3 protein-coding genes are annotated in these 3066 nt (G+C 51.0%); all 3 read left to right on the forward strand.

The window, feature by feature from the left end; translation table 11 throughout:
• Nucleotides 1-10: 10 nt before the first annotated feature.
• Nucleotides 11-784 (forward strand): glucose-1-phosphate cytidylyltransferase, encoded by a 774-nt coding sequence (gene rfbF, locus B1A85_RS23245; protein ID WP_104549092.1) that lies wholly within the window; start codon nt 11-13, stop codon nt 782-784.
• A gap of 52 nt (nt 785-836) precedes the next feature.
• Nucleotides 837-2054, forward strand: a complete 1218-nt coding sequence (gene lhgO / locus B1A85_RS23250) for an L-2-hydroxyglutarate oxidase (RefSeq protein WP_104549090.1) — start codon at nt 837-839, stop codon at nt 2052-2054.
• 13 nt (nt 2055-2067) lie between these two features.
• Nucleotides 2068-3066 (forward strand): NAD(P)-dependent oxidoreductase (locus B1A85_RS23255; RefSeq protein ID WP_104549091.1); only part of this gene is annotated, 999 nt, incomplete at its 3' end.

A 3066-nucleotide genomic window follows, 5' to 3' on the forward strand; every position in this document is an offset into this window, starting at 1 on the left:
AGGAAAACCAATGAAAGCGGTAATACTAGCAGGGGGATTGGGGACAAGGATCAGTGAAGAGACAACAATCAAACCGAAGCCGATGGTAGAGATCGGGGGCAAGCCAATCTTGTGGCACATCATGAAAATCTACTCGGCACACGGAATCAACGATTTCATAATTTGCTGCGGATACAAAGGATACGTAATCAAAGAGTATTTTGCCAACTACTTTCTACACATGTCGGACGTGACATTTGACATGCGATTCAATCAAATGAACGTGCACTGCGGGTATGCCGAACCGTGGCGGGTGACCTTAGTCGATACCGGGGAAGCAACCATGACCGGCGGGAGACTCAAGCGCGTCAAAGAACACGTCGGCAATAGCACATTCTGCTTCACCTACGGCGACGGAGTGAGCAACGTCAACATCACCAAACTCATCGAGTTTCACCGTCAACAAAAAACACAAGCAACACTGACAGCAGTACAACCACCAGGCAGATTCGGAGCGATTTGTCTAGGCGAAGAACAAACACGCATAACATCATTCAAAGAAAAACCAGGCGGCGACGGGGCGTGGATCAACGGCGGCTATTTCGTCCTCGAACCAGAAGTGATCGACTACATCGCCGATGACAGCACCGTGTGGGAACAAGAACCGCTAGAAAAACTGGCGCATCTCGAACAGCTATCGGCCTACAAACACGATGGATTTTGGCAACCGATGGACACGCTGCGCGACAAGAACTATCTCGAAGACTTGTGGAAAAAAGGCAACGCACCGTGGAAAGTGTGGTAAGCACTCGCCGCCGGTCTAACGTCAAACCATTCAACACAACACGCATAGATTCATGTACGACTTTGCAATCATCGGTGGGGGAATCGTCGGCTTAGCCAGCGCACTGGCAATTGGCAAGCGCTATCCCAACGCCCGAATCGTAGTCATCGAAAAAGAAGCCAGCATCGCGGCACACCAAAGTGGCAACAACAGTGGCGTGATTCACTCCGGAGTTTACTACAAGCCAGGCAGCTTCAAAGCAAAATTCTGCCGCGACGGTAGCCGTTCGATGGTCGAATTTTGCCGCGAACACAACATTGCACACGCAGTCTGCGGCAAAGTCATCGTCGCCACGCAACCAGAAGAACTGCCGCGACTGGAAAAGCTGTATCAACGCGGGCGAGAAAACGGCATTAAACTGGCCAAACTCACGCCAGAACAAGTGCGCGAAATCGAACCGCACGTGCAGTGCTTAGCAGGCATACGCGTCTTTACAACCGGCATTGTCAACTATCAACAAGTGGCGCAAAAATACGCGGAACTGGTAACCAACCAAGGTGGCGAACTGCAACTCGGCACCAAAGTCACCCACATCGAAACGCGCAGCGACCAGACCGTACTGACAACGAACAACGGTACAATTGCAACGCGCTTTACGATCAACTGTGCTGGACTATTTAGCGATCGCATTGCCCGTCTGGGTGACAGCGATCCGCAAGCCAAAATTGTGCCCTTTCGCGGCGAATACTACGAACTTGTCCCAGAGAAGCGGTATTTGGTGAAGCACTTGATCTATCCAGTACCGAATCCCAACTTTCCGTTTTTGGGCGTGCATTTCACGCGGATGATTGATGGCAGCGTTCATGCCGGACCAAATGCCGTACTTAGCCTCAAGCGCGAAGGGTATCGCAAAACGGATATCAATCTGCGCGATTTCACCGAAGTGTTGACGTATCGGGGATTTTGGAAATTGGCCGCCAAACACGCCGATGAAGGCATTAAAGAGATGATCCGTTCGGTGTCGAAAGCGGCGTTCGTTAAGAGTTTGCAGCAGTTAATCCCAGAGGTGACAGCAAAGGACGTTGTGCCCACTCACGCAGGGGTACGCGCGCAAGCACTGCAAGCCGACGGTCAGTTGGTGGATGACTTTTTGATTGTGCCAGGGCAACGCGCGCTGCACGTTTGTAATGCACCGTCACCAGCCGCGACGTCGTCGTTGGAAATTGGTAAGGCAATTGCCAATGCGATTCCAGCGCAATCGCATCTCGAATCGACATTAGTTCAAGTATAGGATTTGTCTAACTATGAAAATTCTTGTGACTGGTACTGAGGGGTACATTGGCTCGCTGTTTGCACCACTATTGTTACAGCGCGGGCATGAAGTGTTGGCAATTGACACGGGTTTTTACAAAGCGGGTTGGCTGTATAACGGGACAACGGCTACCGCCAAAACACTGAATAAAGACATTCGCCAAATCGCGATGGAGGATTTGCAAGGAGTAGAAGCGGTCGTGCACATGGCAGAGTTGTCCAACGACCCCACCGGACAACTGGCACCCAACATCACCTATGACATTAATCACAAAGGGTCAGTGGCGCTGGCCAAGCTAGCCAAAGCCGCAGGAGTGCGACGCTTCGTATATATGTCCTCGTGCAGCGTCTACGGCGTTGCCACAGGCGTTGACGTCACCGAAGAATCGCCGGTCAATCCGCAAACGGCTTATGCTGAGTGCAAAACACTTGTGGAGCGCGACGTGCAAGCACTTGCCGATGATGGCTTCTCGCCGACGTTTATGCGCAATGCTACAGCGTTTGGGGCGTCACCGAGAATGCGCTTTGATATTGTGTTGAACAACCTCGCGGGGCTAGCGTGGACGACGAAGGAAATCAAAATGACGAGCGATGGCACTCCTTGGCGTCCATTAGTTCACGTTTTGGATATCTGCAAAGCGATTCTCTGCGTGCTCGAAGCACCGCGCGACATTGTGCATAACCAAATCTTTAATGTGGGAGATACCGCGCATAACTACCGCGTCAAAGAAATTGCACAGATTATTGCCGACGTCTTCCCAAATTGCCAAGTGAGTTTTGGCGATAACGGTGCGGATAACCGCAGCTACCGCGTTTCGTTTGAGAAAATCAACACGCTCTTGCCAGGGTTCAAGTGTGAATGGGATGCTGTGCGTGGCGCACAACAACTTTATGACTTGTTTAGCCTGACTGATTTGTCAGAAGAAACCTTTTTGTTCCGTGGTTTCACTCGCTTAAAGCAATTGGAGTATTTGATTCGCACGCATCAAATT

Source organism: Chroococcidiopsis sp. TS-821, from assembly GCF_002939305.1.
Classification (GTDB): domain Bacteria; phylum Cyanobacteriota; class Cyanobacteriia; order Cyanobacteriales; family Chroococcidiopsidaceae; genus Chroogloeocystis.